This is a genomic window from Paractinoplanes deccanensis, assembly GCF_016862115.1.
GTDB classification, from domain to species: Bacteria; Actinomycetota; Actinomycetes; order Mycobacteriales; family Micromonosporaceae; genus Actinoplanes; species Actinoplanes deccanensis.
Genome location: NZ_BOMI01000072.1, coordinates 1 through 23,871 on the forward strand (window position 1 = coordinate 1; position 23,871 = coordinate 23,871).

23 protein-coding genes and 1 pseudogene are annotated in these 23,871 nt (G+C 71.3%); 10 read left to right on the forward strand and 14 right to left on the reverse strand.

The features are described from left to right. The 4 genes and pseudogenes from Ade02nite_RS19190 to Ade02nite_RS19205 all read right to left on the reverse strand — a co-directional run. Positions 1–430, reverse strand: a pseudogene (locus Ade02nite_RS19190) (hypothetical protein); the annotation flags it as partial. 142 nt (positions 431–572) lie between these two features. Continuing rightward, positions 573–1,568, reverse strand: a complete 996-nt coding sequence (locus tag Ade02nite_RS19195; protein WP_203765196.1) for a glycine betaine ABC transporter substrate-binding protein — start codon at positions 1,566–1,568, stop codon at positions 573–575. A gap of 138 nt (positions 1,569–1,706) precedes the next feature. Continuing rightward, the gene (locus tag Ade02nite_RS19200; RefSeq protein WP_203765199.1) at positions 1,707–2,420 is read right to left on the reverse strand and encodes an ABC transporter permease; all 714 of its coding nucleotides are present in this window, start codon (positions 2,418–2,420) and stop codon (positions 1,707–1,709) included. Then, the gene (locus tag Ade02nite_RS19205; protein ID WP_203765201.1) at positions 2,417–3,139 is read right to left on the reverse strand and encodes an ABC transporter permease; all 723 of its coding nucleotides are present in this window, start codon (positions 3,137–3,139) and stop codon (positions 2,417–2,419) included. The genes Ade02nite_RS19200 and Ade02nite_RS19205 overlap by 4 nt, the downstream gene beginning before the upstream one ends. A gap of 2 nt (positions 3,140–3,141) precedes the next feature. Between Ade02nite_RS19205 and Ade02nite_RS19210 the strand changes: the two genes are divergently transcribed. After that, positions 3,142–4,143, forward strand: a complete 1,002-nt coding sequence (locus Ade02nite_RS19210) for an ABC transporter ATP-binding protein (RefSeq protein WP_203765203.1) — start codon at positions 3,142–3,144, stop codon at positions 4,141–4,143. Between the two features lie 25 nt (positions 4,144–4,168). Here Ade02nite_RS19210 and Ade02nite_RS19215 read toward each other — a convergent pair whose 3' ends face one another. The 7 genes from Ade02nite_RS19215 to folP all read right to left on the reverse strand — a co-directional run bounded on the left by Ade02nite_RS19215 (position 4,169) and on the right by folP (position 8,648). Beyond that, entirely contained in the window at positions 4,169–4,660 is a 492-nt protein-coding gene (locus Ade02nite_RS19215) for a hypothetical protein (RefSeq protein ID WP_203765205.1), read from the reverse strand. A 51-nt stretch (positions 4,661–4,711) separates the two neighbouring features. Further along, entirely contained in the window at positions 4,712–5,011 is a 300-nt protein-coding gene (locus Ade02nite_RS19220; protein ID WP_239168877.1) for a hypothetical protein, read from the reverse strand. A 19-nt stretch (positions 5,012–5,030) separates the two neighbouring features. Then, complete coding sequence (locus Ade02nite_RS19225; protein ID WP_203765209.1) at positions 5,031–6,275, reverse strand: ABC transporter permease; 1,245 nt, start codon at positions 6,273–6,275, stop codon at positions 5,031–5,033. Positions 6,276–6,431: 156 nt separating this feature from the next. Next, a complete protein-coding gene (locus tag Ade02nite_RS19230; RefSeq protein WP_203765283.1) occupies positions 6,432–6,899 on the reverse strand; it encodes a DUF3180 domain-containing protein in 468 nt (155 codons plus the stop codon). 35 nt (positions 6,900–6,934) lie between these two features. Further along, positions 6,935–7,462, reverse strand: coding sequence for a 2-amino-4-hydroxy-6-hydroxymethyldihydropteridine diphosphokinase (folK, locus tag Ade02nite_RS19235; RefSeq protein WP_203765211.1), 528 nt, complete (start codon positions 7,460–7,462; stop codon positions 6,935–6,937). Beyond that, positions 7,459–7,830 (reverse strand): dihydroneopterin aldolase, encoded by a 372-nt coding sequence (gene folB / locus Ade02nite_RS19240; RefSeq protein ID WP_203765221.1) that lies wholly within the window; start codon positions 7,828–7,830, stop codon positions 7,459–7,461. Before folB ends, folK begins: the two co-directional genes overlap by 4 nt. A gap of 5 nt (positions 7,831–7,835) precedes the next feature. Continuing rightward, positions 7,836–8,648 carry a dihydropteroate synthase gene (gene folP, locus Ade02nite_RS19245; protein WP_203765286.1) on the reverse strand — a complete coding sequence of 271 codons (813 nt, stop codon included), beginning with the start codon at positions 8,646–8,648 and terminating at the stop codon, positions 7,836–7,838. A gap of 365 nt (positions 8,649–9,013) precedes the next feature. Between folP and Ade02nite_RS19250 the strand changes: the two genes are divergently transcribed. From Ade02nite_RS19250 to Ade02nite_RS19285, 7 genes are all read left to right on the forward strand, one after another. Beyond that, on the forward strand, positions 9,014–9,307 hold the full coding sequence (locus Ade02nite_RS19250; protein WP_203765222.1) for a hypothetical protein: 294 nt from the start codon (positions 9,014–9,016) through the stop codon (positions 9,305–9,307). Position 9,308: 1 nt separating this feature from the next. After that, entirely contained in the window at positions 9,309–9,671 is a 363-nt protein-coding gene (locus tag Ade02nite_RS19255; protein ID WP_203765224.1) for a hypothetical protein, read from the forward strand. A gap of 481 nt (positions 9,672–10,152) precedes the next feature. Continuing rightward, positions 10,153–13,899 carry an ATP-binding protein gene (locus Ade02nite_RS19265; RefSeq protein WP_379036089.1) on the forward strand — a complete coding sequence of 1,249 codons (3,747 nt, stop codon included), beginning with the start codon at positions 10,153–10,155 and terminating at the stop codon, positions 13,897–13,899. 1 nt (position 13,900) lies between these two features. Next, positions 13,901–15,895, forward strand: coding sequence for an MFS transporter (locus tag Ade02nite_RS19270; RefSeq protein WP_203765233.1), 1,995 nt, complete (start codon positions 13,901–13,903; stop codon positions 15,893–15,895). Between the two features lie 3 nt (positions 15,896–15,898). Continuing rightward, entirely contained in the window at positions 15,899–16,450 is a 552-nt protein-coding gene (locus Ade02nite_RS19275) for a hypothetical protein (protein WP_203765236.1), read from the forward strand. After that, the gene (locus Ade02nite_RS19280; protein ID WP_203765239.1) at positions 16,447–17,559 is read left to right on the forward strand and encodes a M23 family metallopeptidase; all 1,113 of its coding nucleotides are present in this window, start codon (positions 16,447–16,449) and stop codon (positions 17,557–17,559) included. Before Ade02nite_RS19275 ends, Ade02nite_RS19280 begins: the two co-directional genes overlap by 4 nt. Next, positions 17,556–18,158 carry a hypothetical protein gene (locus tag Ade02nite_RS19285; protein WP_203765241.1) on the forward strand — a complete coding sequence of 201 codons (603 nt, stop codon included), beginning with the start codon at positions 17,556–17,558 and terminating at the stop codon, positions 18,156–18,158. Before Ade02nite_RS19280 ends, Ade02nite_RS19285 begins: the two co-directional genes overlap by 4 nt. Before the next feature lie 2 nt (positions 18,159–18,160). On the opposite strand, the gene Ade02nite_RS19290 is transcribed toward Ade02nite_RS19285, so the two are convergent. Then, positions 18,161–18,754: an Rv0361 family membrane protein gene (locus Ade02nite_RS19290; protein WP_239168878.1), complete on the reverse strand. Its 594-nt coding sequence runs from the start codon at positions 18,752–18,754 to the stop codon at positions 18,161–18,163. Positions 18,755–18,918: 164 nt separating this feature from the next. On the opposite strand from Ade02nite_RS19290, the gene Ade02nite_RS19295 reads away from it, so the two are divergent. Together Ade02nite_RS19295 and Ade02nite_RS19300 are read left to right on the forward strand one after the other, a co-directional pair. Next, positions 18,919–21,480: an FtsK/SpoIIIE domain-containing protein gene (locus Ade02nite_RS19295; RefSeq protein ID WP_438870990.1), complete on the forward strand. Its 2,562-nt coding sequence runs from the start codon at positions 18,919–18,921 to the stop codon at positions 21,478–21,480. Continuing rightward, a complete protein-coding gene (locus Ade02nite_RS19300; protein ID WP_203765246.1) occupies positions 21,477–22,154 on the forward strand; it encodes a hypothetical protein in 678 nt (225 codons plus the stop codon). Before Ade02nite_RS19295 ends, Ade02nite_RS19300 begins: the two co-directional genes overlap by 4 nt. Before the next feature lie 818 nt (positions 22,155–22,972). Here Ade02nite_RS19300 and Ade02nite_RS19305 read toward each other — a convergent pair. Next, positions 22,973–23,374 carry a RidA family protein gene (locus tag Ade02nite_RS19305; RefSeq protein WP_203765248.1) on the reverse strand — a complete coding sequence of 134 codons (402 nt, stop codon included), beginning with the start codon at positions 23,372–23,374 and terminating at the stop codon, positions 22,973–22,975. After that, complete coding sequence (locus Ade02nite_RS19310; RefSeq protein WP_203765256.1) at positions 23,371–23,838, reverse strand: MarR family winged helix-turn-helix transcriptional regulator; 468 nt, start codon at positions 23,836–23,838, stop codon at positions 23,371–23,373. The genes Ade02nite_RS19305 and Ade02nite_RS19310 overlap by 4 nt, the downstream gene beginning before the upstream one ends. Positions 23,839–23,871: the final 33 nt, after the last annotated feature.

Below are 23,871 nucleotides of genomic sequence, written 5' to 3' on the forward strand. Positions count from 1 at the left end.
AGGGGTCGTCGGCGGGCGTCATCGGGTCGCCGGGCGCTGCCATCGGGTCGTCCGCGAAGAAGGGTGAGTCGTCGTAGGACGCCTCGTCGAACGGGGAGTCGAACGGCGCGTCGTCGACGGGCGGCGGGGCCGCGCGCATCGGGGCCGCCTGGGCGAACTCGGCGCGCAGCTCGCGCCGGAGGACGGCCACCTCGTCGGCGACGCGGTCCTCGACGTGGGCGCGCTGGAGCACCGGGTCGGCGCGGATCAGCACCGAGGCGCCGATCAGCACCACGCTGGCCGCGACGAGCAGCACGGCGAAGCGCACGGAACCGGAGCTGTCGCCGAGCAGCACGACGATCGCGGCCAGCGGGGCGAGCAGCACGCCCGCCCAGACGAGGCCGCGGAGCAGACGTGCGCTGTGGCCAGCCACGGTTTCCTGTTCCGGCATGGCCGCCGATATTACTCAGGGCACGCTGCGGGGCAAATGGGCGCGCGCCGGGCTTCAGAAGGTAGAAACCCGGCGCTCACCTGTTAAATGGCACCTGAACACTCGAATGTGCCTCATTTGGTGACTTGGCCGGACGCGCCGGTCAGCCCGCGGCGAGCGAGCCGTCCGAGCTGAAGACCAGGCCGACGCTGACCGAGCCCTGCTTGAGCGCGCTCTTGGTGAGCGGGCCACCCGCGTCCAGGCTGGAGAACTTGCCGGCCTGGAAGTTGTACACCTCGGAGAGACCGAGCTGGCACTTCGGCCGCTGCGGGCACTCGGCCGGGCCGCCCAGCACGGTCGCCGCGCCGGAGCACTTGGCGGCCAGGTCGGACAGGGTCTTGAGGCCGTTCTTGTCGGCGAACGCGGTGGTCACCGCGAACGCGTTCTGGTCCTGCGCGGCGGCGGGCTTGCCGAAGACGAGGCCCACCTTGTCGCCGAGCGCGGTCAGGTTCTTCACCGTGGTGTCGAGGTCGTTGGAGGACGGGTCCTGCCCGTTCTTGTCGACCTTGCCCTGGAGGAAGGTGGCCAGGGTGGCCGCGTACTCCGGGACGACCGCGACGCTGCCCTTCTCGAGGGCGGGCTCGTAGAGCTCGCGGTTGCCGATCTGCTGCACCGTCACCGTGTAGCCGGCGGCGGTCAGCGCGAGGCCGTAGATCTCGCCGAGCGTGGCGCTCTCGGTGAAGTTGCCGGCGCCGACGGTGATCTTGCCGCCGGGACCCTTCTCGATGCCGGCCGTGATGTTGTTGGCCGTCACGAACTCCTCGGCCGCGGCCTTGGAGGACTTGCGGTCGATGTCGACCGCCTTGTTGAGCGCGATGAGCTTGGTGGTGTCGAGCGCCGCGGAGACCTTGTCGAGCGCCGCGATCATCTGCGGCGACGAGGCCTTCTTGTTGATCGCCGGGATGACGTTGTCGGTGTTCTGAAGCTTCTTGTCGTCCTCGAGGACGACAAGCGCGTCACCGGCGACGGGCGCGCACCCGGCGCCCACGGCCGCGGACGGGGGTGCCTCGGTGCCGGAGGAGCCGGCGTCGCCGCAGCCGGCGAGCGAGACAACGGCAACCGTCGCTGCGGCGGCCGCCAGGAGGAGATTTCGACGCATCACTGCCGCCTTCTGTGTCCCGGCACGACATGGGGTCGTGCCGCGTGTCCGACGGGCAGCCGCTGTGCGTTGCCCGTTTACCTGCCCTGACAGGTCTACCCGGTGGGTGTGACAACTTTTGGGAAAGATGCGGGTCCGTTACCCGGCCGGGTCGGCCGCGGCCACCTTGCGGCGCCGCACCGACCTCAATGGACGGGGCGTGACCAGGCGTTCCACGATCGCGAAGAGTCCCTCTACCAGAAGTGCGAGGACCACCACAGCGATGCCGCCGGCCACGATCTGGCCGCCGCCGACGCTGATGCCGAGCCCGAATCCGGCCGTGATGATCTGTCCGAGCCCGCCGCCGTTCACAAATGTTGCGAGCGTGGCGGTCGCCACCACCTGAACGGCTGCCGTGCGCAGGCCCGCGGCCAGGTAGGGGACGGCGAGGGGCAGCTCCACCCGGCGCAACAATTGCCCGCCGGACAATCCCATGCCCTTCGCCGCGTCCTTGGTCTCCGGGTCGACCGACCGGAGCCCGGTGTAGGCGTTCGCCAGCAGCGGCGGCACCGCGAAGACGGCGAGCGCGATGATCACGGGCAGCTTGCCGAAGCCGAGCGCGGTGAGCGGCAGGATGGTGAGCAGGGCCAGCGTGGGGATCGCGCGGGTCAGGTTGGCGACCGTGATGACCACCCCGCCGCCGCGGCCGCGGTGGCCGAGCCAGATGCCGAGCGGCAGGCCGACGACGCAGCCGATCAGCACGGCCCAGAAGCTGATGATCAGGTGTTCCTGGAGCCGGTCGATGAGGCCGCCCGGGTTGGTCCAGTTCAGCGGGTCGTTGAGCCAGGTCAGCCCGTCCTGGAAGTAGCTCATGCGGCCCGCCTCCGGCTCCACGGCGTCAGCAGCCGGCCGAGGCCGATCAGTGCCAGGTCGAAGACCAGGGCCAGGGCGACGCAGAGGACGGTGCCGGTGGTGATCTCGGCCTTGTAGAAGTTGTTCCAGAAGCCGCCCATGATCAGGTCACCGAGGCCGCCGTTGCCGATGATCGAGCCGATGGTGACCAGCGCCACGGTCGAGACGGTCGCCAGCCGCAGGCCGGTCACGATGCCGGGCAGCGCGAGGGGCAGCTCGACGCGCCACAGCCGGCCGAACCGGCCGTACCCCATGCCCGCCGCGGCGTCCCGGACCTCGCCGGGCACCTGGGTGAGGCCGGTCAGCGCGTTGCGCACCAGGATCAGCAGGGCGTACAGCACCAGGGCGATCAGCACGGTCACCCGGCTCGTCGCGCCGAGCAGCGGGGCGAGCAGCGCCAGCAGCGCGAGGGAGGGAATCGTGTAGAGGATGCCGGACAGTGCGAGAATCGGCCCGGTCAGCGGTTTGATCCAGTACGCGAGGACGGCGAGCGGGACGGCCACCAGCAGGGCGATGATCACAGTCTCGATCGTGATGCCGGCGTGAAATCCTAGCTTGTCGAGGATGATGTCGGAGTTGTCTTTGACGTACTGCCAGGAGAACCACGGATTCCCCGGCCCGTCGTCGGCGGGTGCGGCCAGCGGCGGGACGCCCGCCGGGCCCCACGACAGGAAGGACATACGTGGACGCTACCGCGATCACCGAGAGCGGACCCGCCCGGAGCGCTGCCTCGATCACACTCCAGGACGTCGGCAAGACCTACCCGGACGGCACGGTCGCGGTGGGCGACTTCAGCCTCGAGGTGCGCGCCGGTGAGCTGACCGTGCTGATCGGGCCGTCGGGCTGCGGCAAGTCGACGATCCTTCGGATGATCAACCGGCTGATCGAGCCGACCAAGGGCACGATCCTGCTGGACGGGCAGGACATCCTGAAGCGCAACCCGGTCGAGCTGCGCCGGCACATCGGCTACGTGATCCAGAACGTCGGGCTCTTCCCGCACCAGAAGATCGGCGCGAACATCGGCACCGTGCCCAAGCTGCTCGGCTGGGACCGGGCCCGGGTCCGGGCGCGCGCCGACGAGCTGCTGGACCTGGTCGGCCTCGACCCCGCGCGATACCGCGACCGCTACCCGCACGAGCTCTCCGGAGGCCAGCGGCAGCGGGTCGGCGTGGCCCGGGCGCTCGCCGCCGATCCCCTGGTGCTGCTGATGGACGAGCCGTTCTCCGCGGTCGACCCGATCGCCCGAGGCCGCCTCCAGGAGGAGTTCCTCAAGCTCCAGGCCGCGGTCCGCAAGACGATCGTCATGGTCACCCACGACATCGACGAGGCGGTGCGGCTCGGCGACCGCATCGCGGTGCTGGCCGAGGGCGGCAGGCTCCAGCAGTACGCTCCGCCGGCCGAACTGCTCAGCCGCCCCAACTCGGCGGCGGTCGCGAGCTTCGTCGGCGCCGACCGGGGCATCCGCCGGCTGGCGGTCACCCCCGTGCGCGACGCGCTGCGCACGGCCGACGGGCTCGAGGCCGGCGACCGGCCCACCGTGGAGGTCACGGGCACGCTCTACGACGCGCTCGCCGCGATGCTCACGGTGGACGCGACCGAGGTCGTCGTCGTCGAGGACGGCCGGCCCGTCGGCACGGTCTCCCGGTCGGCCATCTTCGACACGCCCGCCCGGGAGACCGTCTGACTTTCTTTCTCCGGTGCCGCGGCGGCTATCGGGTGCCGCGATAGCCGCCGAGCGTCGCGAGCCCGATGATCCAGCCGACGAAGAGGCCGTACGAGGCGCCGTTGCCCGCGGCCCGGAAGGCGTTGATCAGCGACGGGTTCGCGAGGAACAGCGTGGTGAGCAGCGCGGCGAAGCCGCCGGCGAAGATGTAGGCGGCCCAGCCGGAGAAGAACTGGCTGATCGTGCCGCGCGCCCGGGCCAGCTGCGATCCGGGCAGCAGGTAGAGGAAGACGGCGGTCAGCACGACCAGAAGGATCGCCTTGAGGTCGGCGACGATGATGTCGCGCAGCGAGTCCGTCGTGTCGAACGACCAGCGCGGCCAGGCCAGCAGGTTGAGGAACCACCCGCCGGCGGTGTTGGGATCGGCGTTGTCGCTCGCCCAGTCGGCATACCAGGGGCTGCCGAAGACGAGCACCAATATGAGCGCGGCGAGGGTGCCCGCACCAGGCGCAGACTTGTAACGGTTACCGAGAGCCATGCGCCGCTATTTCCCGGCCGCCGCGCGGTTTCAAACGACGGCGGTGTATGCCTAGCGCTCGCCCTGGTGTTTCTGCAGATAGTCGATGAACGCGGCGCGCAGCAGGGGCTCCTGCTCGCCGTACGCGATGTGGCCCTCGAACTCGCGCCAGAGAGCGACGGCCTCGTCGACGATGGGGCCGATCGAGTTGGGCGCGCCGTCGAGCTCGGCGGCCTCGTCGGCGTCGGGCAGGTTGCGGAAGACCGTCCAGAAGAACTTGATGTCGCGCCGCTCCCGGGCCAGGGCGAAGGCGCGCTCGCGCAGCTCCTCGGTGGGCAGGGCGTCCAGCTCGGCGAAGCTTCCAGAGGTCATGAGGGCAAGCATAAGGCGATCATCGGGTGGTCCCCCAGGGACCCGCGTCCCAGCGGTCGGTGCGTCCCGTCGTGGTGCTCGTGGTCGACCAGGTCTCGGGGAGGTCCGGCGACCAGTTGGCGCCGGTCGTCGCCGGTGCCGCGTTCCACTCCGGCTCGGCGGTCGCCGGCAGCGGCCGGCCGTACGCCTCGACCAGGCGGGTCACGACGAGGCCGCCGCCGAAGACCGCGGCCGCGATCGCGAAGAGCGCGATGTCGAACCGCTCGCGCGTCTGGTAGTCGAGGAACAACGTCATCCCGATGACCGCGAAGAGCGTGCCGAAGATCCCGCCGCGCCGACCGTACGCGCTGGTGCCGGCGAGCATGGCCAGGCCGAGCGCGATGCCCGTCCACTCCAGGCCGGTGCCCGGCACGATCGGGCCGGCCGACTGGGCGGCGAGCAGCACCCCGGCCGCGACAGCGAAGACCGACGAGAGCACCAGCGCGCCGATCACCGGCGCCGCGACCACCACGCCGCGCCGCACGGCCGGGTCGCCGGCCGGGCGCATGCGGCCCAGCCAGCGGCGCACCGGGCCGACCGTGCCGAGGGCGCCGCCGAGCACGGCGAGCAGCGCGAACCCGCCGAAGAGGAAGAAGGCCTGGTCGGTGGGGTCGTAGTCGCCCTGCACGACGACCGGGGCGACGCGGAGCTGGTCGTAGACGATGACGCCGAGGCCGGCGGCGAGCGTGGCCGCCCAGCCCGGCACGTGCAGCACGAGGATCAGCAGGGCGATCGCCACGGCGCCCGCGGCGGCGATCACCAGCGCCGGGACGGCCGCCTTGACCAGGCCCTGATCGCCCTGCTCGGCGTATTGCAGGGCGGCGGCCAGCGCGATCGGGCCGAGCGCCAGGTTGGGCACGCCGGCCCGCAGGGTCAGCCCGGCGCCGAGGGTGAGCAGGCCGATCGCGGCGCCGGTGACGAGCAGGTTGTCGAGGCCGGGACGCTGGAAGGCGGCGGAGTCGGCACGCCAGAGCATGTAGCCGATCGCCGCGGCGGCGACCAGCAGCACGACCTCCCAGCCCAGGTGGATGCCGAGACGGTCGCGGCCGTCCTCGTCGGCGTCGACCCGGCGCATGACGTCGGTGGTGGTGGTGTCGCCCGGGTCGTCCAGCTGCTCGGCACGGCGGCGCTGCTCGGCCGCCGCGAGCGTGTTGGCACGGTAGGCGGCGGGATCCGTCGGCTGGTCATCGGCCTGCCGGCGGTAGGTCGTCTCGTCGTACGCCATCGCCGCGCCTCCTCACATATGCCGTGGGCATGGATTTTCCGCCGCGGGAGCCGAGCGTCGCGTCCTCGCGCGTGGGCACGCCGAGATCGGGGTCACATGCCTGCGCCCAGAGCATACGGATAGGAACCGGTCTCAGTTCAAGGCGCAGTCCCGTCGTCAGCGCAGTCCGGAATCTTCCTCGTCCTTGGAGTCGGGACGCTCGGGGACGCGGCAGGCCCGCTCGAGCCAGAGGGCGGCGCCGACCAGGGCCAGCGCGGCCACGACGCCGCCGGCCGCCTTGGGCAGGTCGTCGTGGGCGGCCTGGGTGGGCTCCATCGCCAGCCAGGCGAGCAGGCCCGCCGAGAAGCCCGCCGAGATCGCGCCGACCAGCGAGGACGCCTTGGCAAGAGCGACATAGCGGGCGACGGCCAGCGGATCGACGGGCATCGTGCCGGGCTTGCGCTGGATGCGGGCGCTCGTGTTCTGCGCCAGCAGGCCCTCGGCGACGGCGAGCACGACCAGCACGATCACCGGCGACCAGGGCAGCTCGGGCAGCGACGAATAGGAGAAGCTGAGCAGCAGCCAGCCCAGGGCGGCCGCGGCCAGCCCGGCGACGATGAGCACGGAGATGCTGGTCGGCCGCATCGACGGGTCCGACTTGGGCGCCTGCGGGTTGCTGCTCACGCGTTCGACTCTAGTGGGAGGTCGGGGCGCGGGGTCAGTCCGGCGAGGTCGTCCGCGAGGGCGGGGTCGTTCAGCAGATCGGTGAGACGGCCGTGACCAGGCAGCTGCGCGTACGGCTGGATGTCGATCCACGGGCGCAGCACGAAGGCCCGCAGGTGCGCCCGCGGGTGCGGCAGCGTGAGCTCGGGATCGTCGCTGATCACGGGCCGGTCGTCGGTGTCCCAGACGGCGATCACGTCGACGTCGAGCGTGCGGGGGCCGAACCGCCGCTGCGGGTCGCGCACCCGCCCGGCGGCCGCCTCCGCCGCCCGGGCCCGGTCCAGCCAGTCGTGCGGTGCCGCCTTCGGGTCCACGGCCAGGACCACGGCATTGAGGTACGCGGGCTGGTCGGCGTCGCCCCACGGCGGGGTCTCGTAGACGCCGGACGCCACCGCGACGCTGTCGCCGAGCAGGCGTACGGCCTGCTGCAGGTGCCGATGGCGATCGCCGAGGTTGCTGCCGAGCGAGAGGACGGCGCGGGTCATGCGCGGCTCCGGCGCAGCGTGACGGCCACGTCGGCGAACTCGAGCGGGATCGGCGCCTGCGGCTTGTGGACGGTGACCTCGGCCGCGGTGACCCGCGCGTCGTCGAGGCAGGCGGTGAGCAACCGGTCGGCGAGCGTCTCGATCAGGTTGACCGGCTCCCCCGCGACGATCGCGGCCAGCCGCTCGGCCAGCTCGCCGTAGTGCACCGTGTCGGTGACGTCGTCGCTGGCGGCGGCCGGGCGCAGATCGAGGTCGAGCCGTACGTCGATCACGAAGTCCTGGCCCTGCTCGCGCTCGAAGTCGAAGACGCCGTGCCGGCCACGCACCCGCAGCCCGCTGAGCGCGATCCGCCCCTGCTCCTCGTTCATGATCCCTAGCTTGCCGTACGCAGCCGCGGAGATCCCGTGGCGCGCCAGACCGCGAGCGCGTCGACCGTGGATCGGACGTCGTGCACGCGCACGCCCCACGCGCCCGCGGCGACCGCCAGAAGGGAGGTGGCGAGCGTGGCGGCCTCCCGCTGCTCGACCGGGCGGGGCGCGCCGTCCGGCCCGGCGAGCAGGCGGCCCAGGTAGGTCTTGCGGCTGGCGGCGAAGAGCAGCGGGTAGCCGAGGCCCACGAGCACGTCGAGGTGGGCGCTGAGCTCCCAGTTGTGCTCGGCCGTCTTGGCGAAGCCCAGGCCGGGGTCGAGAATGATCTGTCCGGGCGCGACTCCGGCGGCGAGCGCCTCGTCCACCCGCTGGAGCAACTCGTCACGCACCTCGGTGACCACGTTCTGGTACACGGCCAATTCATTCATGTGCCGCGAGTGGCCGCGCCAGTGCATCAAGATCAAAGGACAGCCGGCGTCGGCGGCCACCCGGGTCATCCCCGGGTCGGCGAGACCGCCGGAGACGTCGTTGACGACGCTCGCGCCGGCCTCCAGCGCGGCGGACGCCACGGCCGCGCGCGTGGTGTCGATGCTCATCGGGACGCCGGCGGCGGCCAGCGCCTTGATCACCGGGACCACCCGGGCGATCTCGGTCGGCGCGTCGACCCGGCCGGCGCCCGGGCGTGTCGACTCGCCGCCGATGTCCACGATGTCCGCGCCGGCGCTCCGAAGATCAAGAGCGTGTTCCACGGCGGAGTCCACGTCCGTGTACTTCCCACCGTCCGAGAACGAGTCCGGCGTGACATTGAGGACCCCCATCACCACCGGGTGATCCACATGGATCAGGCGGTGGCCCGCGACCTGCGATTCCGTCGGCTGAGTCGTCACGCAACGAGGGTACGGCGAGCGGGGTTGTCGCACGTGCGTACGATGGATGGTGACTCATTTTCACGCACGCCATCACCTTGCGTAACAGTTCAGACGCTTGTAGCCAAGAAGTGCGAGCCGTACTCTTCGGAACTGGGCATCATTGAAGGAACCGGAGAGAGCAGACGAGCATGGCACTGCCCGAACGGCTCACTCGACGCGCAGGGTGGGGAAGTAGCACGATATGGGCGTTGCCGTGAGGCTTCACAACTGCAGCGTGCCCGAAACCCCCTAGCCGGGCACGGGGAGGTTTACCGATGATCGCCACTGAGCTCGCCACGCAGGCCGCGGCCGTGCTCCAGCAGGTTACGCTCGCCGCGCCCGAACCCAAGGGCATCGACACCAATGGCGTCGTCAAGTTCTTCGCCAGCAACATCGCGCCGATCCTGCTCGCGGTGCTCGGCGTGATCTTCATTGGACGCGCCAGCCGCGGCGAGATCTCCAAGGTGCTGACCAGCTCGGCGATCGCCATCGTGGGCCTGGCCTTCATCGCCGGCGCGGCGACCCTGTTCTTCGTCGGCGACTTCCTCATCGATCTGATCTTCAGCTGAGATGCGGCTTCGCACCGACGACGACATCTACCGGGCGCGCCTCGTCTACCTTGGCCCCCCGGGATACACCCTGCCCATCCACCTGCCGTACGCGCAGTACGGCATGTTCGTGGCGCTGGTCCCGCTCTTCATGCTGCTGCACTACCTGATGACGTTCGAGTTCGACGCGTTCCCCGCCTGGGAGATCGCGCTGGCGATGGTCACGACGTCGTACGTGTTCCGGCACGTCGACCCGGACCGTCCCGCTCGGGTCGTCCTGCGCACCGCGCTCACCGACTGGCGCCGCACCCGCGAGACAGCCGACGAGCGACGCGATCCCAGGCTTGTCGCCACTCGCATCCGGGTTCGGGAGGAGTTGGTATGACCAGTTCTATCGCGTGCTCCCACGGAGCCGGCGCATGACCGGACCAGTTCCGCCCGGGCATCCCCGCGCGGATTCCCCGCGGCCGGGCATGCAGAGTAACGGTGTGCGTTCGGACCACTACGCTTCGCCAGATTCCCCCGACGAGAGCGCCGAGGAGTTCGTCGCCGCGCCGGGCCACGGCGGGGTCGGCGTCTTCCAGCCACCCCAGCCGGTGCGCCCACGCGCCGCGACGGTCGACAGCTCGCTCGACATCGATTCCCCGTTCCTCGACCTCTTCGGCGCGGCGGCGGCACCGGCCCCGGCCACTCCCGCGAGTGATTCTCGGGCGATTCCCGACGACGGCGCCGACTTCGACTTCGGTTTCGACTTCGACGACCCGCCGACGATGGGCAACGGCTTCGGCCCGCCCCCGGTGGAGTCCGCGGCGCCGCCGCCCGCTCCCGCGCGGCCGGTCTCCGCACCGCCGGAGTCCGCGCGCCCGGTGTCGGGACAGCCGTCCTCGGCACCGCCGTTCCCGTCACGGCCGACCTCGTCACCCCCCTTCGCCGCAACCCCCTCGCCGGCGCCGCCGGCCTCCGATCGGCCGGCCTCGTCGACACCGAGCGCAGGACCCACGTCCGGAGCGCCGTTCTCGACGCGGCCCACCTCCTCGCCACCGAGCGCAGGACCGACCTCCGGGGCGCCGTTCGCGGGGCGGCCCACCTCTTCGCCACCGAGCGCAGGACCCACGTCGGGAGCGCCGTTCGCGGGGCGGCCCACCTCCTCGCCACCGAGCGCAGGACCCACGTCGGGAGCGCCGTTCTCGACGCGGCCCACCTCCTCGCCACCGAGCGCAGGACCCACATCGGGCGCACCCTTCTCGACGCGGCCCACCCCCTCGCCGAGCACGGGACCGACCTCCGGGGCGCCGTTCGCAGGGCGGCCCACCTCTTCACCGCCGTTCGCGCAGCCTGCCTCCGAGGCGCCCTTCGCGGGACCGACGCCTGAGGCTCGGCTCGCGCAGCCGGCTCCTGAGGCGCCGTTCGCGCAGCCGACCTCCGGGGCGCCGTTCGCACGGCCGACCTCCGGGGCGCCGGTCTCCGCGCAACCCCCCTCCTCTCCCCCGGTCTCCGGCGGGGCCGCGTCCTCGCAGCCGCCCGTCGCGCCACTGGCGGGGCCGCCCGTTCCCGCGCCTCCGTCCGATTTCGATCAGGGTGAGGCGGGGGCCTGGGGCACGCCGGAGCCGGTGTCGCCGTTCAGCCGGGCGCCGGTCGGGCCGCGGGCCGACTTCTTCGAGGCGACGGGCGACCCGGGCCTCGACGAGTGGCCCGACTTCGACAACTGGCCCGCGTCACCGCAGGTCGGCACCGCGGCCCCGCCCGCGCCGGCCACCGACCCGGTGCCCGCTCCGCCGGTGTCGACGCCGCCGCTGTGGCAGACCGTCGGCAGCTCCGGCCTTCCGCCGGTGCGCGAGCGCGGCGACGCGTACGGCCAGAACGCCCCTGACGACCCGGACCACCAGCAAGCGCAAGCGGCGGCACTGCCCGTGCCCGCCCAGGAGAAGGCGCCCGCCAAGCGCAAGGAGAAGTCCCCGGCCAAGCGCAAGAAGGAGCCGCGCAACCTGCCGGTCGTGCCGGACACGAAGAAGGTCAAGGAGGCCCGGCCGGTCCCGCTGCGGCCGCACAAGCTGAAGTTTAACGACCGCGACCCGGTCATGGAGCTGGAGATCAGCGAGATCGCCGGCCACCTGACCTTCACGCAGAGCACGGTCACCGCCTGGTACTACCTGCCCGAGGTGCGATGGGCCTTCCGGCCCGACGCCGAGCGCGAGGCGCTGCTCAGCGCCATCTCCGAGCAGTACGCGGGCCTGGCCGGCTTCCGGCTGCACCTGCGCCGCACCAACCGGCCCTTCCCTGCGGACGAGTGGGCGCGCACTGTCGACTCGTTCACCGCGAAGCCGCTGCCCGACGTGCGCGGCGGCACCTCCTGGTCGGATCACCTCGTCGCCGCCCAGCGGCACCTGCTCTCGGTGAACCACGCCGAAGGGCAGACCTACCTGGGCGTCACCTTCGCGCGGCGCTCGCTGGGCGACACGTTCTCCGAGCGCATCCTGCGGATCTTCGGCCGGGGCACCTCGGACAGCGAGCGGCGCAAACTCGGCCGCACCGTGGAACAGTTCGACGAGGTTCTCAATGCATTCGGCATGCGTGGGCGCCGCGTCACCCCGCAGGAGCTGGAATGGCTGCTGTTCCGCTCGGTCGCGCTGTGCATGTCGCCGCCCGGGCCGCTCTCGCCCGTCACCAACGGGCAGTGGGACACCGGTGACCTGCTGGCCCTGACCGAGCAGGTGGAGCGCTACCGCACGCCGTACGGCTCCACGGTCAAGCTGGTGAACCGCATGACCGGCGAGGAAAGGCACGTGGCCGTCCTCTCCGTCGGCCGCATGGAACCGCTGGAGATCCCCGAGAAGCACGAGCCGTGGCTGCACTTCCACGAGCGGCTGCCGTGGCCCATGGAGATCTCCTCGCGCATCGACATCCTCGGCTCCGGCAGCTCGTTCAAGAACCTCGAGCACCGGCTCCGCATGATCCGCTCGCAGCAGCTCGACTACGCCGAGCACGGCATCGACGCGCCGCCCGAGCTGGAGCGCCTCGCCAAGCGCGCCCTGGTGATCGGCGACGAGATGACCACGGGCCTGCCGGTCGAATCGGCCCGCGCGCACGGCTGGCACCGCATCGCGGTCGGCGGCGCCACCCGCGAGGAGTGCCTGGAGAGGGCCCGGCGGCTCATCCAGCTCTACTCCCGCGAGATGCGGATCTCGCTGCAGCACCCGAAGAACCAGGACCAGCTGGCCCGCGAGTTCATCCCCGGCGAGCCGATCGCCAACACCGGATACGTCCGGCGGATGCCGGTGAAGCTGCTGGCCGCGGCCCTGCCCCAGGCGGCGTCCACGGTCGGCGACCGGCGCGGCGACCTGATCGGGCGCACGGCGGGCACCTGCCGGCGGCCGGTCTTCCTCGACCTGCACTTCCCCATGGAGGTACGCGAACGGTCCGGCCTCGGCGTGTTCGTCGCGGAGCCCGGCGGTGGCAAGTCGACGCTGATGGGTGCGCTCGGCTACCTGAACGCCCGGCGCGGCGTCCAGGTGACCCTCCTCGACCCGTCCGGCCCGCTCGCCCGGCTGTGCCAGATGCCGGAGCTCCGCCCGTACAGCCGGGTGTTGAACCTGACCGGTTCTGAACAGGGCACCCTCGCGCCGTACGCGCTGATCCCCACCCCGGTGCGCTCCGAGTTCGCGACCGGGCCGGCCGGCGACCGCGAATACGAGATCGCGGTCTCCAACGCCCGGGCCGAGCGCCGCATGCTGGTGCAGGACATCTGCTCGATGCTGGTGCCGCCGCAGGTCGCCAAGGAGGCGTCGACGGCGACGCTGCTCAGGCACGCGGTGCGCCAGGTGCCGGCCGAGGAGTCGTCAACGCTCGACGACGTCGTCCGCACCCTCCAGGGCCTGGACGACGACGAGGGCAAGGAGCTGGCGAACCTGCTCCTGGACACGGCGGAGATGCCGTTGGCGCTGCTGTTCTTCGGCTCGCCCCCGCAGCACCTGCTCGGCGCGGACGCGGCGCTCACGGTGATCACGATGGCCGGCCTGCGCCTGCCCGACCTGAAGATCGAGCGCGAGTACTGGTCGGCGGAGGAGTCGCTGGCCCTGCCGATGCTGCACACGGCCCATCGCCTGGCGGTGCGGCGGTGCTACGGCGGGTCGATGTCGTCGCGCAAGATGGTGGGCCTGGACGAGGCGCACTTCATGGAGGGCTGGCGGTCCGGCCGGTCCTTCCTCGTACGGCTGGCGCGCGACTCCCGGAAGTGGAACCTGGCGGCGCTGGTGGCCTCGCAGAACCCGCGCGACATCCTCGGCCTTGACGTGCAGAACCTGGTGTCGACGGTCTTCGTCGGCCGCATCGCGGAGGACCAGGAGATCGCGTCGGAGGCGCTGCGCCTGCTCCGCGTCCCGGTGCACGACGGCTACGAGGCGACGCTGGCGTCCCTGTCCCAAGTGGACACGTCGTCGTCTACGCGGCTCGGCTTCCGTGAGTTCGTGATGCGGGACGTGGACGGCCGGGTGCAGAAGGTCCGTGTCGACGTGTCCTACGTTGAGGGTCTGCTCGAGCACCTCGACACGACGCCGACGGCCGCGAAGGCGCCGCCGACGGCCATTCCGATGTCGCCGTCCGACCTGGAGGCTTGAGATGGTGCGGCGGGGATTGGCGCTGCTGATGACGATGTTCGTCGTTGTCGTGGCGTCGATCGTGTGGGCGGTGGCCCCGCCGGCGGCGTCGGCGGCTCCGGCGGTGCCGGCCAAGGCTCCGGGGGGCGCGTGCAGCGTTGAGGAGTGGCAGCAGGACATCCCTGGATGCGTCGACCGACTCACGGAGGTCGGAACCACTCGTGCGCAATGTCTGAACGCGCCGACTCCCAGCACGCCGGACTCGGGCCTCGCCGGATGGTTCGCTGAACGGCCTAAGACCGAGGACGCGAAGACCAGTTTTCCCGGCCTCTACAGCGATTACGGATATGCCGGATACAGCTACACGACTTACGATCTGGACAGCGGTTGCGCCTCGACATTAGTCGACCCCGACTTCAAGTTCGAGACGACTATCGCCAACGGCGAATTCATGATCGCAACTGCTGTCATCGGTGCTTCCAATGCTCTGCGCGAAAGAGCCTGGGACCCGCAAGCTCTGTGGGGCTGGGCAGACCCTCTGGTCGATCAGGCAACGAAGGCTGTTTACGAGAAGGTCTTCAGCGTCTTCGGCGTCATCACGCTGGCCGTCGTTGGCATCTATCTCATCTGGCGGTCGAGGCAGGCCGAGATGGGAGCCGCTACGACCACCGCGGGCTGGGCGATTCTCGTCATGGTGGCCGTAACGGCTATTGCGGCCTGGCCGGTTCGCTCGGCGAACATCGCTGACGGAACGCTGATCAACACGCTTGGCGTCGTGCACGAGGCGGTGGGCCCGCGACCGGACGAGCCTCCGGCGGGCTGCGCACTTGGCGGTGACGCTTGCAAGGACAACCGCCCTCCGGCTGTCCGAGCGAGCGACACGGTTACGGAAACCATGCTCTACCGCAACTGGCTGCGCGGGCTACTTGGTTCGGCAGACAGCGAGACGGCCCAGAAGTATGGAGCGGCTCTCTACGACGCGCGATCCCTGACGTGGGATGAAGCACAGCGAATTCGCGAGAATCCCGCGACCCGCGACGGGGTTCTGGATGGCAAGAAAGAGCAATGGGAGCGGGTCGCCGAGCAGATCAAGACGGAAGACCCGGAAGCCTATGAGTACCTCCAGGGCGTCAACGGTATGGATCGCATCGGTGCCGGGTTCATCGCGGTGCTGGCGGCGGTCCTGTTCGCGATGTTCGACCTCACGGCGTCCGTGTTGGTGCTGCTCGGGTTCCTCGTCTTCCGATGGGCCGTGATCGCCGCTCCCATCCTGGGCACCATAGGCCTGCTACGCCCTGCGAGCGCGGGCATCAAGCGGCTCGGCAACGCCGTTGTGGCCGCGGTGTTCAACATCCTCATCTTCGGCACGGGCGCCGCCATCTATCTGTTCGCCGTCGACATGATCATGAGCACCGTCAGCCTTCCGGGCTGGCTGCAAGTGGTGCTGGTCTGGTTGTGCGGTGTCGCCGGGTGGCTGCTCCTGCGGCCCTATCGCCGGATCACCCAGCTCGGCGGCAAGGACGGCGCACGCACCATCGCCACGGGCTCGTGGCACCGGAACTTCTTCCGCGACATGCGGGAGGCGGCGAAGACCGAGGCCGCCGACGCCGGCGAGGGACGGCAGGTGGTCGGAAAGGACGGGCGCACGGTCTACGTCGACCAGAGCAACCTGCGACCCGAGGCTCGGCTGGAAGATCCGGCGCATTCGGCCGCAAGCCGCGGCGAGCTGGCTACCACTATTGCCGGCGGTGGAAAACGCGGAGGCGGTCCGACGCGGCCCGACGGCAACGAGTCGGTGCGCGACGCCGCCGAGGCCCCCACGACAGCGCAGGACTCCGGCGGCGGAGGCAAGAAGGAGACGGCTCCGGCCACGCGCTCCCGCACCGGATCGACGTGGACCGAACCGGATGTGAGCGAGCGCCCGGCGTCCTTCGCCATCTACCGGCCGGAGACCGGCGACACCACGCCGGAGCCGGCGCCGCCGGCGACACCCCGGGTGCGCTCCGAGGCGAAGTGACCCATGCCCCGGACTCTCGAACTCGGCCTCAACAGGATCTTCCGGTCGCGGTGGGGCGTCGCCATCGTTCTCGCGGTCATCGTGCTGGCCATCGTCGGACTCGGCCGGTTGTTCTCGGGCGATGACGACGACCCGTCCGGTCCGTCGCTGGGCACGGGATCGCCCGCGCCCGCGGTGAGCATCGACCCGTCCGAGAACGACAGCATCGTCGATACGGCACCCCCGCCGAGCCCGTCGACCAGTCCCGGACGGGCTCAGCCGGAGGCCGTGGCCTACGCCTTCGCGTCGGCCTGGGCCGATCACCAGAACATCACTCCGAAGGCGTGGCGGGATCAGCTGCTGCCGAACTCGACCAAGAAGCTGGCCAACGAGCTCAGCGGTGTCGATCCCGCCGGCGTGCCGGCGGACCGGGTCATCGGACGCCCCAGCCTGGTGCCGGTGAGCGCCACCGTCGTCAGCGCGGTCGTCACGATGGACACCGGCAAGCTGACCCTGCGCCTGATCTCGCCGGACGGCCACTGGCTCGTCGACGGCATCGATTGGGAATCGGCGTGAGCGTCCCGCGACGTCGAAAAATCGTTCTTCTCGTCGCTCTCGTGGCGACGCTCGCATTGCTGTGCTGCGGAGGCAGCGTCACCGCCCTGCTGGTCGGCGGGCTCACCGACGAGGGCGACAAGTTGAACGTCGCGATGGGCTGCGGGAAGGGCGGACCGGTCGACCCCGATTCGAAGCTCCCCCGGGTCCGGCCCTACGGAGCGACGCAGATGCGGAACGCGGCGATCATCATCAACGTGGGCGCCGACCTGAAGATGCCTCCCCGGGCCTGGGTCATCGCGGTTGCCACGGCCATGCAGGAGTCCCGCCTCACCAACCTCGGCAATCTCGGCGCACGGAACGATCACGACTCGCTGGGCCTCTTCCAGCAGCGGCCCAGCAGCGGGTGGGGCACGCCGGCGCAGGTCATGGACCCGACCTATGCGGCGACGAAGTTCTACCAGAAGCTCCAGACGATCCCCGGCTGGGACAAGATGGCGCTCACCGAGGCCGCCCAGAAGGTGCAGATCAGCGCCTACCCCGACGCGTACGCGAAGCACGAGCCGCTCGCGACCCAGATCGTGAACCAGTTGGCGGACGGCGCGGCGAACGCGGTGGGCAGCTCCCTCGCCATGGTCTGCGCCTCGGCCGGTCAGATCGCCGCCTCAGGCTGGACCAATCCGGTGAACGCGGTGGTGGGATCGGGCTTCCGCAGCGCGTCGCGTCCCGATCACCAGGGCGTGGACCTCATCATCGGCAAGTACGCGCCGATCGCCGCGGCCGCGAGCGGCATCGTCTCGATGGTCAAGTGCGACGAGGACCACAAGGGACGCCGCACGTGCAACACCGACGGCTATCCGGGTAAGGGCGGATGTGGCTGGATGGTGGAGATCCAGCACGCCGGCAACGTGATGACGCGGTACTGCCACATGGTGCAGCGACCGTTCGTCAGGGAGGGCCAGGAAGTGACGGCTGGAGAGATCATCGGTCGCGTCGGGTCGAGCGGTAACTCCTCCGGCCCTCACCTGCACTACGAGGTCCACCTCAACAACGACCGGTCGAGCGCCGGCGCCATCGATCCGGTGCAGTTCATGCGGCAACAGGGAGCCATGCTGGGAGGTGCGGGATGACCGGCGGCGCCGTGCCCGATCCCTTCGCCATGTCCGACGGTTCCCTGGAAGCACCGCTGCCGATCGTGCCCACGCCCGCCGCCATGACCGGGGCGCTGAGGGGCCGCCGGGTCCTGATCGGGCTGCCCGGCCACGGCTGGCGGGGCGACCTCCGAGCGGACGAGAAGGTCGTCCAGGGCAGCCGTACCTATGTGCCGGTCATGCAGGAGGGCGAGTGGTACCGGGCGGAGGCCGAGCAGACCGAGGTTTTCGCGCCGCTGATCCCGGTCGAGCGCGTCTGGGTCGAGGACTTCGGGATCGGCGGGCTGACCACGGGAACGGACGATCTGACGTCGAAGCTGGTGTCGCTGGACGAGCCGTCGCGGCGCAGCCCCGTCAAGGCGCTGGACGCGCCGCGGCTCACGGGCCTGCGAGTCGTTCGGATGCTGGAAGCCGGTGAGGAGCAGCGCGATCTCCGCGCGGTCACGGAGATGCACACCAACAACGACGGCGACATCTGCGTGCGAGTGACGACCGAACTGGAGTGGTATCGGTGGTCCTGGAGTGGCCGTGTACCGCGGACTCTAGAGGTCCCGGTGCACATGTTGTGGCTCGAGTAGCTCTAGCCCACCTTGCTGGCGCTACAGACACGCCAACCGTCCTCGTCCACGACGCCGAAACGCCACGACTCACTCACCCGGCCCGATTTGTCGGACGCGGTCTTGACCAGATCCGTGCTCACTTCGCCATTGGCGCCGTTCGACTGAACAACGAACGTAGCCCAGCTGACTCGGATCGCTACGGAGAACTGCTTCTCACGGGCAACGATGTCTGCGCGGTAATCGGCCAAGGGCTGGAGGTCTCCCCCGGATTTGCACTGGTAGAGGGACGCCCTCTCATCGTCACGATTGACGAGGTAGGCACGAAGGAAGTTGTCCACAACGGCGTCTGGTTCAGCTCGGTCGATCTTGGTTTCCTCGTCGTAGAGGAGGACCGCCACGCCGACGCCGCCCATGCACAGCAGGGCCAGCACCCCCGCCGCGACCGCGAGCCACAAACGGCGGCGTGGGTTGCGGGGCTTCTTCGGCTTTGCCGGGGCCTCCGGCGCCGCTGCCTCGCCCAGCGCGGCGCCCGCGCCCGTTACGGCACCGCCGGCGGGCTGCTGGGGCACGTCGGCTTGCGGCACGGGGCTCGTCGCGGGGTCCTGCGGCTGCACACATACGACAGTAGTGCCTCGTCACCCGTATCCGCCCGCGCGGCTACCCAGTGGCACAAGCCCGGCCAATCGGTCGCGACTCGGGAGGCTTCGGGCTACCCGGGAACGCGATGCCCGGGTCGCTCTGGGATAAGTTTTATCCGCGCACACAGGAGGTGAGGGCGGTGGCGGATTCGGTTTCGCGGGTCCATCAGGCTGCCGCTTTGCACCGGCAGGCGGCGGCGATCGCGGAGGCCGCGGCGACCGTGCTCGACGGTGACGGGCCGGCTACGCCCGATCCGCTCGAGCAGCATCGGCTCGTCGAGGACCTGCGGGTGGCCGCGGCGGCCCTCGCTCCGGGGTGGCTCGGGGCGCCGCTGGAGGCCCAGTCGCTGAACACTCCGCTCGGCGGGGTCTTTCCGCCCCAGTTCGTGCGGCTCGGGGTGGCTCAGCCGCTCGACGATGCTCGTTTTCCCGCTCTGGTCCCGCTTCTCGGCACGGGTCATCTGACGATCGACGCCACCGCCACCGACTCGCGGGTGTTCGGGCTGCTGCGGTCGATTTTGGTGCGGCTGCTCGCCGCCGCGCCGGCCGGGTCTCTTCTGGTGCGGGCCGTCGACGGTGTCGGCGCCGGTGAGGTCTTCGCCCCGTTCGCCGACCTGCGGGACGCGGGGCTGATGTCGCCGCCGGCCACCGACCGGCAGGGGCTGCGGGACGTGCTCGCCGAGGCCGAGAAGTGGCTGCGCCCGGGCCGTGGCGTCGCTCCGCGCCGGAGCCGCCGCGACCGGATGATGCTTGTCGTCATCGCCAGCCTGCCCGAGATGACCGAGGGCGAGGAGCTGCGCCGCATCGCCGCGCTCGCTCAGCAGGGTCCCGACTCGGGGCTGCACCTGATCGTCGCCGGGTGGCCGCCGCCGCCCCTCACCGCGGAGACCACTCAGGCGCCGCTGCCGAGGACGACCATGATCTCCGTACGCAATCCGTACGCGGTGATCGGCGACCCGCCCGGGGCGACGTACGGCTCGAATCCCCACGTCTCCTGGCTGAACGCCCCCGTCTTCCTCGACGACGACCCGCCGCCCCATCTGGTCGAGGCCGTCTGCCGTGAGCTGGTCGCGCACTCGGCCGCCGCGTCCCATGTGACGCTGGCCGACCTGCTGCCCGAGACCGCCGACGAGATGTGGGCCGGCGACGCCGCCGAGGGCCTGAGCACTGTCGTCGGCCACGACGGCGACACCCCGTTGATCCTGCGCTTCAACGACCTCACCCCACACTGGATGGTCGGCGGGCGTTCCGGCGCCGGCAAGACGGCGTTCCTGGTCAATGTCCTGTACGGTCTCGGCGCCCGCTACAGCCCGGGCGAGCTGGCCCTCTACCTGCTCGACTTCAAGGAGGGCGTGACCTTCGCCGAGTTCGTGCCGACCCGGCGCGACCGCACCTGGCTGCCGCACGCGCGCGCCGTCGGCGTCGAGGCCGATCGGGAGTACGGCCTGGCGGTGCTCCGCGAGCTCGACGCCGAGATGGCAAGGCGTTCGGTGGCGTACGAACGCGCGGGTGTGGCCCGTTTCGCCGAGCTACGGGCCGCGGCCGCCGAGGAGGGCCGCAACCGTCCGCTGCCTCGCATCCTGTGCGTCATCGACGAGTTCCCGGTGCTGCTCGGCGGCGCCGACCCGGTGGCGACCGAGGCGGCCGCGCTGCTCGACTCGCTGGCGCGCACCGGCCGTTCATGCGGCATCCACCTGATCCTGGCCAGCCAAAACATGCTGCTCCAGGGCCCGCGCGACTTCTTCGGGCAGTTCCCGGTGCGCATCGCGCTGCCGGGCGGCGGCGACGTTCTGGAGCCGGCTAACGATTCGGCGGCCGGCCTGCCGCTGGGCACCGCGGTGGTCAACACGGCCGGCGGCCTGGGCGGCCCGCGCGGCGCGACCCGGGGTCACGAACGGATGGTGCGTTTCCCCGACCCGCACGCGGACGAGGAGCTGCTGAGCGACCTTCGGCACAAGCTGTGGGGCGCCCGCAACCCCGAGACGCAGCCGCCACGGGTCTTCGCCGGCTACGCGTCGCAGCATCTCGCCGACGACCCCACCTACCGGTCGGCGCTCGCCGGGCGCGCTGCCCGGCCGGCGGCGCTGGTCGGCCGCGCGCTCGACGTCAACCTCTCCACCGCCGCGTTCCCGTTCGACGCGTCCCCGGGCCGCCATTTGGCCATTTTCGGTACGCAGGCGTCCGGCTCCGAGGTGCTCGACGCGGCCGCCCGCAGCGTCGCCGCGTGCCATCAGCCCCGTACCACCAGGTTTGTGATCGCCTCTCTGGTCGCGGAGGGCGACCGGCTCGCCGAGGCCTTGGCCGCCGAGATCGGGCACCGGCAGGAGGTCGTGGTGGTCGACGCGGCCGGCCTGGCCGAGGAGCTCGACCCGCAACGGCCCGGCTATCGGGTGGTTTTCGGCATGGACGCGACCCCGCCCGGCGGCCTGCGCGGGCTCGAGGCGCTGCTACGCGACGGCCCGGGTCGCGGCGCTCACCTGCTGTCCTGGTGGCGCGACCCGCGCCGGTTCGCCGAGGCGACCGAGGGCGCGGGGGTGGCCGGCATGCTGTTCCTCAACGTGCCGGGCGCCGAGGTGGCGGCGATGGTGGGCCGCCCGCTGGAGTGGCAGCCCCGCCCCAACCGAGCGCTGCTGCACGACCGGCACGCCGACCGTACGGTGACGCTCGTGCCCTTCCTCGCGCCGGAGGGTGACGAACCGTGACCGACCAGCAGACCAACGCGATCCCGGCCCAGTCGTCCCCGCCCGCCCCGGGCCCGTGGGCCGACTACCTCGCCGCCGCGCAACGCCTCGACGCCGTCCGCCGCGCCGCGAGCGCCGCCGCGGGAGAGCACCAGGCGGCGGCCACGACCGCGAGGCAGGAGCTTTCGGCCGTACGGGCACAGCTCGCCCAGCAGGAGGCGCGCCTGGGCGGCGAGCTCGGCGTACCGCTGACCGAACTGAGACCGACCCAGGCGGACCTGAACGTGGCCACCCAGGCCGTGGCCGGCGGCCCCTCGGCGGCGTTGGCCGCGCTGCGCCAGGCACGGCAGACGGCGGACACGGCGGAGGCCCTGCTGACCGGCCCCGCGCCGAGCCGCGAGTGGCGCCCGTGGACGCGCAACCTGCTGGTGTACGGACCGTTCGCGGTGGTCGTGCTGATCGTGCAGATTGCGCTGTACCTGGTCGCCTCCCCCGGCTCGGTGCCCAATTACGCCCTGCTGTGCGGCCTGAGCATGCCGCTGGTCGCCTTCGGCCTGGGCTGGGCAACGATCGGCTTCGTCTGGGGCGGCGGCGACGAGCCCGTCGACCGCACCCCGATCGTGGGCGCCATCGCGTGCCTGGCTCCGGTGCTGCTGACGTGCATGGGCGTGGGGCTGGCGTCGTTCTTCAGCTGAGCGGCGCGGTCGCCCCGTGCCGCAACGGCTGTCCGCGCGCTCTGCTGTCGAACTCTCGGGACCGGCGGCTGCGACGGTCGACGGGCCCGCACCGTCAAGCCGCGACGCTCTCGCGCCCCGCCGCCGGCCGGAATGGCCGTCGTTGCTGACCGCTGTTGTGCAGCACCCGTGCCCGAACTGCATGGGCGCCTACATCCCGCGCCCGCAACCTAGGCTCGCACCCGCTACCGCCTCACGCCGCCCTGCGCCGCCACCGTCCCACGCCGCCCGCGCCGGCACGGCCCCGCACCACCACGGCCTCGCACCGCCACGCGCCGCCACGGACCGCTCCCGCACCGCGCCGCCACGGCCCCGCTGGGCGACCGCCCCGCACCGCCATGGCCCCGCGCCGCTCGCACCGCTAGGGGTCTGCGCCGCTCGCACCGCCACGGCCTGCGCCGCCCGCATCGCCATGGCCCGCACCGCCACGCGCCGCCACTGCACCGCGCCGCGTCGGCACCGCCCCGCACCGCCGTCGTCCTCCTCTGCCGCCGTTGAGCTGGTGTTGCTGCCCGTGCTCGCCGCCGCGCTCCGCTGAGGTGCCCGACCGGGCCTTTGTCTTACGCGATCCAATGCGGTTCGGGAGGTTGTCCACAGTGCGGCTTGTCCACAGGGGATTGCGCGCGAACTCGCGAATTCAGCGAGAATGGCTCCTTGCTGGTGGGGGCCCCTTGGGAGGGCGGGCTCTGGTTGGGGACGGGCTCTGGTGGGGGCGGCGGGGCGCGTCTGCGGGCCGGCTCCCGGCGGCGAGGTGCTTCGGCGGCCAGTCCGGCCTCGGCCTAGTCGAGCGCGGCGGTCAAGTCCACCTCGACAAGCTGCCCGCGAAAGCCCAAAGCAGCCACCCCAAGCAGGGTCGAGGCCGTCGTGAAGGCCGGCGCCAGCGGCGAGTCGTTGAGGCGCTGCCAGACGGCGGCCAGGACCTCGCTGGACGGGCTCACCACGTAGATGACCGAGCGCACCACCTGGTCGGGCTTCGCGCCGGCGGACTCGAGGACGGCCAGGCAGTTGGCGATCACCTGGTCGGTTTGGGCGTCGTAGTCTCCGGGCTGCCCGACGACCTCGCCTTCCAGGTTGAGGGGGCATTGGCCGGCGAAGTGCGCCAAGCGGCCGGCGGGGGTGATGGTGACGTGGGTGTAGCCGGGCGGCTCGTGGACGGTCGGGGGGTTGAACTTCTCGATCATCCGGCCAGTATTCCGAACCAGCCGGGGACGTCCACCGGATAATTCGGGCCGGGGACGACCGCACGCAGGGACGACTCGATGGTTTCCACGCGGCCGGCGCCCAGCTTGGCGACCCAGCGGGTGCGGAGGATCTCGAAGATCTCCGCGGACTGGGTCAGCGAGTCGATGCCGCGTGGGGTGAGCCGGATCAGTTTGCGCCGGGCGTCGGCGGGGTCGTCGACGCGTTCGACGTAGCCGAGGGCCGCCAGCCGGTCGACGGTCTTGCCCGCGGCCTGTTTGGAGACGCCGAGGCGGCGCCCGATCTCGCTGGCGGAGGCGCCACGGGGCCCGATGGCCTGCATGGCGAAGCCGTACGCGGGGCGCACGTCGGGATGGCCGCGGCGGGCGAGCTCGGCGTGCAGCTCGTCGATGAGGGCGCGGAAGCCGGCGAACAACAGCAGCGGGAGCTCGTACGCCTCAGCCATTGGCAAACTCGACAACCTGGTTTACGGTTTGGA

Bases quoted from the DNA above. Each gene is read 5' to 3' on its own strand.
- Ade02nite_RS19305 (WP_203765248.1), bottom strand. From the start codon at position 23,374: ATGATCGAGAAGTTCAACCCCCCGACCGTCCACGAGCCGCCCGGCTAC.
- folB (WP_203765221.1), bottom strand. From the start codon at position 7,830: ATGAACGAGGAGCAGGGGCGGATCGCGCTCAGCGGGCTGCGGGTGCGT.
- Ade02nite_RS19285 (WP_203765241.1), top strand. From the start codon at position 17,556: ATGACCGGCGGCGCCGTGCCCGATCCCTTCGCCATGTCCGACGGTTCC.
- Ade02nite_RS19250 (WP_203765222.1), top strand. From the start codon at position 9,014: ATGATCGCCACTGAGCTCGCCACGCAGGCCGCGGCCGTGCTCCAGCAG.
- Ade02nite_RS19255 (WP_203765224.1), top strand. From the start codon at position 9,309: ATGCGGCTTCGCACCGACGACGACATCTACCGGGCGCGCCTCGTCTAC.
- folK (WP_203765211.1), bottom strand. From the start codon at position 7,462: ATGACCCGCGCCGTCCTCTCGCTCGGCAGCAACCTCGGCGATCGCCAT.
- Ade02nite_RS19205 (WP_203765201.1), bottom strand. From the start codon at position 3,139: ATGTCCTTCCTGTCGTGGGGCCCGGCGGGCGTCCCGCCGCTGGCCGCA.
- Ade02nite_RS19200 (WP_203765199.1), bottom strand. From the start codon at position 2,420: ATGAGCTACTTCCAGGACGGGCTGACCTGGCTCAACGACCCGCTGAAC.
- Ade02nite_RS19225 (WP_203765209.1), bottom strand. From the start codon at position 6,275: ATGGCGTACGACGAGACGACCTACCGCCGGCAGGCCGATGACCAGCCG.
- Ade02nite_RS19275 (WP_203765236.1), top strand. From the start codon at position 15,899: ATGCCCCGGACTCTCGAACTCGGCCTCAACAGGATCTTCCGGTCGCGG.
- Ade02nite_RS19270 (WP_203765233.1), top strand. From the start codon at position 13,901: ATGGTGCGGCGGGGATTGGCGCTGCTGATGACGATGTTCGTCGTTGTC.
- Ade02nite_RS19230 (WP_203765283.1), bottom strand. From the start codon at position 6,899: ATGCGGCCGACCAGCATCTCCGTGCTCATCGTCGCCGGGCTGGCCGCG.
- Ade02nite_RS19215 (WP_203765205.1), bottom strand. From the start codon at position 4,660: ATGGCTCTCGGTAACCGTTACAAGTCTGCGCCTGGTGCGGGCACCCTC.
- Ade02nite_RS19220 (WP_239168877.1), bottom strand. From the start codon at position 5,011: ATGACCTCTGGAAGCTTCGCCGAGCTGGACGCCCTGCCCACCGAGGAG.
- Ade02nite_RS19195 (WP_203765196.1), bottom strand. From the start codon at position 1,568: ATGCGTCGAAATCTCCTCCTGGCGGCCGCCGCAGCGACGGTTGCCGTT.
- Ade02nite_RS19310 (WP_203765256.1), bottom strand. From the start codon at position 23,838: ATGGCTGAGGCGTACGAGCTCCCGCTGCTGTTGTTCGCCGGCTTCCGC.
- folP (WP_203765286.1), bottom strand. From the start codon at position 8,648: ATGGGGGTCCTCAATGTCACGCCGGACTCGTTCTCGGACGGTGGGAAG.